The following is a 4,378-nucleotide window of genomic DNA, read 5'->3' on the forward strand; positions in this document are numbered from 1 at the left end:
CGTCGTCCTTGGTCATCTTGTCCTGAGCGAAGGCGGCCGGAGCGAGCGCGAGGCTGAGCGCGAGTGCCGCGGCGGACACGCCAAGCGCGATCTTGCGGGGGATGGTCATGATCATTCGTCCTTTGAACCGTTTCTGACAGGCGACCTGTGTCGCTGTTATCCAGACGCGCGCGACGATGGCTTTGTTACGCGCCGCGAAACCGCGACCGTTCTTTTTTCGCGCCGACCGCGCGGCCGGGTCAATCGAATGGCTAATCGCGCCGCCGCGAAAAGTGCGATAATACCACTTTTGAATTAGACGACGTGCACCGCAGCATCGACACGGTTGATCTCGCGGTCCGCGAACATTCAGGCTACTAACGTCGGATCGGAGACGGCGGCCGCGCCGCTGGTTTCCGCTACCAAATAAAAGAACGCATCCGGGAGGCCCTCATGATCACGCGTCGCCACATCCTCGCCTCGGCCCTCGCCGCCCCCGCCCTCCTGCGCCTCGGCACCGGCACCGCGCACGCCGCGAACACGCTGAAGATCTCGCACCAGTTTCCCGGTGGCACCATCGACAAGGGCGATTTCCGCGACCGGCTGGTGCGCAAATTCGCCGCCGAGATTGCCAAGCGCAGCGGCGGCGATCTGGTCGCCGACATCTATCCGAACTCGTCGCTGATCAAGACCAACGCGCAGTTCTCCGCGATGCGCAAAGGCGCGCTCGATATCAGCCTGTATCCGATGCCCTATGCCGGCGGCGAATTGCCGGAAACCAATATCGGCCTGATGCCCGGCCTGGTGTCGACCTATGACCAGGGCCTGCGCTGGAAGACCCAGCCGGTCGGCAAGGCGCTGACAGACTTTCTGGCCGACAAGGGCATCGTGTTGCTGAGCTGGATCTGGCAGGCCGGCGGCGTCGCCAGCCGCACCCGTCCGCTGCTGGCGCCGGAGGACGCCAAGGGTCTGAAAGTGCGCGGCGGCTCGCGCGAGATGGACATGGTACTGCAGACCGCGGGCGCCGCGGTGCTGTCGGTGCCGTCCAATGAGATCTACGCGGCGATGCAGACCGGCGCCTGCGACGCCGGCATCACCTCCTCCACCAGCCTGATCTCGTTCCGGCTCGAAGAGGTCGCCAAACACCTGACCTCGGGCGCCGGCGCGTCGTACTGGTTCATGCTGGAGCCGTTGATGATGTCGAAGGCGATCTTCGACAAGTTGCCGAAGGCGCAGCGGGACATTCTGGTCTCGGTCGGCGCCGAGATGGAGGCGTTCGGCATGATCGGCGCGCAGGAAGACGATATCGAGGTCGCCAAGGTCTATGAGAAGGCCGGCGCCAAGGTCAGCGTGCTGGATGCGGCGATCGTCGGCAAGTGGCGCGACATCGCCCGCGACACCGCCTGGAAGGACTACAGCGCCAAGACGCCGCTGGCGGCCAATCTGCTGAAGCTCGCGATCGACGTGGCCGCGTGATGCATGCTCCGGCCCTGGACCCGACCGCGGCGCCCGACGGCGCCACGGACCATCCGCTGGTCGCCACGCTGCGGCGCGCGCTGGCCCTGTGCAACAGCGCCATCGTGTTCCTGTCGGCGATCGCGCTGATCGCCGCCTGCGCCATCCTCAGCTACAGCGTGGCAACGCGGAGCATCTTCCACAGCGCCACCTACTGGCAGGATGAGGCGGCGGTGTTCCTGCTGGTCGGGGCCACCTTCATGACCGGCGCCTATGTGCAGAGCCAGCGCGGCCATATCGGCATCGAGGCCTTTGTCGGCCTGCTGTCGCCGATGGTGAACGCGGTCCGGCTGTGGCTGGTCGATGTCGCCAGCCTGGCGTTCTGCGCGTTCTTTGCCTGGAAATCCTGGACGCTGACCCACGAAGCGTGGGTCGATGGCCAGGTCTCCAACTCGATGTGGTCGCCGCCGCTGGCGATTCCCTACGCGCTGATGGCATCCGGCATGACGCTGCTCTGTGCGCAGATCCTGCTGCAGGTTGTGATCCCGCTGACCCGCAAGGCCCGATCGTGACCGTCGTTGGAATTGGTATCAGTTACGGCCTGGCCACCCTGGTCGCGATGTTCTCGGGAATGCCGATCGCCTTCGCGCTCGGCTCGGTCGCCGTGGTGTTCATGGCGATCTACATGCCGTCGGCCTCGCTCGATACCGTGACGCAGAATGTCTACGAGGAAATGGCCTCGATCACGCTGCTCTCGATCCCGCTGTTCATCCTGAAGGGCGCGGCGATCGGCAAGTCGCGCGCCGGACAGGATCTGTACACCGCGCTGCATGCCTGGCTGCACCGGATTCCGGGCGGGCTCGGCGTCGCCAACGTGTTCGCCTGCGCGCTGTTCGCGGCGATGGCCGGCTCGTCGCCCGCGACCTGTTCGGCGATCGGCTCGGCCGGCATTCCGGAGATGCGCAAGCGCGGCTATTCCGGCGGCTTCGCCGCCGGAATCATCGCCGCCGGCGGTACGCTCGGCATCCTGCTGCCGCCGTCGATCACCATGATCCTGTTCGCGGTCGCCGCGGAGAAATCGCTCGGCCGGCTGTTCCTCGCCGGCATCGGCCCCGGCCTGCTGCTGGTGACCCTGTTCGGCGTCTATGCGGTGTTTCGTTTCCGCAAGGAATACGCCACGGCCAAAGTCGCTTACGAGCAGACCGGCGTCACCTCGCCGATCCTGAAACAGGATGACTTCACCATGAAGGAGCGCTTCAGCGCGCTGCCGCGGGTGCTGCCCTTCATCATCCTGCTAACCGGCGTGATGATCGCGCTGTATGGCGGCTATTCGACGCCGTCGGAAACCGCTGGCCTCGGCGGCCTTTTGGCACTGGCGCTGATCGCGGCGATCTACGGCGTGTGGCGGCCGCGCGATCTGGCGCCGATCCTGAAATCCACCATCCGCGAATCCACCATGCTGATGATGATCATCGGCATGTCGCTATTGTATTCCTACGTCATGAGCTATCTGCACATCTCGCAGTCGGTGGCGGAATCGATCGTGGCGATGGCGTTGCCGCGCTGGGAATTGCTGGCGGCGATCCTGGTGATGGTGGTGATGCTGGGCTTCTTTCTGCCGCCGGTGTCGATCATCCTGATGACCGCGCCGATCGTGCTGCCGCCTTTGCGCGCCGCCGGCTTCGATATCATCTGGTTCGGCATCGTGATGACCATCGTGATGGAGATGGGCCTGATCCATCCGCCGGTCGGGCTCAACATCTTCGTCATCCGCAACGTCGCGCCTGACATCCCGCTCAGCGACGTGATCTGGGGCACGCTGCCCTTCGTGCTGCTGATGATGTTCGCCGTGGTGTTATTGTGCTTCGTGCCGGGAATCTCGACCTTCCTGCCGGATCTGGTGATGGGACCGGACGGGGGAAGGTGAAAGCTCGTGTCCCGGACGCGCTGCAGCGTTTCTCACGCGGCTGCGCGGAGCCGGGATCCCGGTTGTCATAGGCCACCGGAGCCCCGGATCAGCAGCGCACCACGTCGCAAGGGCGGCGCGCTGCGCAGCATCCGGGGAACCAGGTTCGGTGCGACAAGGCGCAGGCGTCCTCTGGACGAAATCCCGGGCGGCCCCCATCTCGCTGCCAGGAGCAGATCATGGCGACCATGATTTCAGAAGTCTACGACGCCTTCATCGGCTCCGGCGCACCGGAGGAAAAGGCGCGCAAGGCGGCCGAAGCGATGGCCACCTATGAAGGCCGCTTCAACAAGATCGAGAACAACCTCAGCCTGCTCAAATGGATGAACGGAATCACCTGGGCGCTGAGCCTGGGCATCCTGTTCAAGCCGTTCCTGCATTAAAAGCCGCGGCGACGCCCCCTCAGCCGTCATTGCTAGAGCATGATGACTTTATGTTAGTTCAAATCACTTACCCCCGTCATTGCGAGGAGCCCTTGCGACGAAGCAATCCAGTTCTTGCGGAGCTTGTGGCTCTGGATTGCCGCGTCGCTTCGCTCCTCGCAATGACGGGGGATGGGACACCGATTCATCTTTAGGTCATCATGCTCTAGGTCAGGGAAAGCCAATCGGCTTTCCCTGACCTCGGAAGAAAGGGCACTTGTCCCGGACGCAGCGCAATGCGCCTCCGCAGGAGGCGTCATGCGCCGCGGAGCCGGGACCGCCAAAAACGTCGTTGCCTGATACGGTCCCGGCTCCGCGGAGCGGCATGGCGGCGATGCAAGGGCATCGCCTGAGAATGCCGCACCGCGTCCGGGACAAAAGTCCTATCTTTTATATCTCAGGATCAGCCAAAAGGCCGGTCCCAAACTCGCAATCACGGGGGATGGGACACCGATTCATCTTTAGGTCATCATGCTCTAGGTCAGGGAAAGCCAATTGGCTTTCCCCTTAGCGAAGCGACGCGGCAATCCAGAAAGCCACAAGCAAGAAAGACTGG

The 4,378-nt window shown here is 63.9% G+C and carries 4 protein-coding genes; all 4 read left to right on the forward strand.

Annotated features, from left to right (window positions below; all coding sequences use genetic code 11):
* The first annotated feature begins 432 nt into the window (after window positions 1-432).
* The 4 genes from dctP to Q0S16_RS05765 all read left to right on the forward strand — a co-directional run bounded on the left by dctP (window position 433) and on the right by Q0S16_RS05765 (window position 3,783).
* Window positions 433-1,455, forward strand: coding sequence for a TRAP transporter substrate-binding protein DctP (dctP, locus tag Q0S16_RS05750; protein WP_295846000.1), 1,023 nt, complete (start codon window positions 433-435; stop codon window positions 1,453-1,455).
* A complete protein-coding gene (locus Q0S16_RS05755) occupies window positions 1,455-2,006 on the forward strand; it encodes a TRAP transporter small permease (protein ID WP_295846002.1) in 552 nt (183 codons plus the stop codon). Before dctP ends, Q0S16_RS05755 begins: the two co-directional genes overlap by 1 nt.
* On the forward strand, window positions 2,003-3,361 hold the full coding sequence (locus Q0S16_RS05760) for a TRAP transporter large permease (RefSeq protein WP_295846004.1): 1,359 nt from the start codon (window positions 2,003-2,005) through the stop codon (window positions 3,359-3,361). The genes Q0S16_RS05755 and Q0S16_RS05760 overlap by 4 nt, the downstream gene beginning before the upstream one ends.
* A 218-nt stretch (window positions 3,362-3,579) precedes the next feature.
* The gene (locus Q0S16_RS05765; protein ID WP_295846005.1) at window positions 3,580-3,783 is read left to right on the forward strand and encodes an integrase; all 204 of its coding nucleotides are present in this window, start codon (window positions 3,580-3,582) and stop codon (window positions 3,781-3,783) included.
* The last annotated feature ends 595 nt before the right edge of the window (window positions 3,784-4,378 follow it).

The organism is Tardiphaga sp. (genome assembly GCF_025356345.1).
In the GTDB taxonomy this organism is placed as follows: Bacteria; Pseudomonadota; Alphaproteobacteria; order Rhizobiales; family Xanthobacteraceae; genus Tardiphaga.

Coding starts and splice junctions, on each gene's coding strand:
- Q0S16_RS05765 (WP_295846005.1), top strand. CDS start 3,580: ATGGCGACCATGATTTCAGAAGTCTACGACGCCTTCATCGGCTCCGGC.
- Q0S16_RS05755 (WP_295846002.1), top strand. CDS start 1,455: ATGCATGCTCCGGCCCTGGACCCGACCGCGGCGCCCGACGGCGCCACG.
- dctP (WP_295846000.1), top strand. CDS start 433: ATGATCACGCGTCGCCACATCCTCGCCTCGGCCCTCGCCGCCCCCGCC.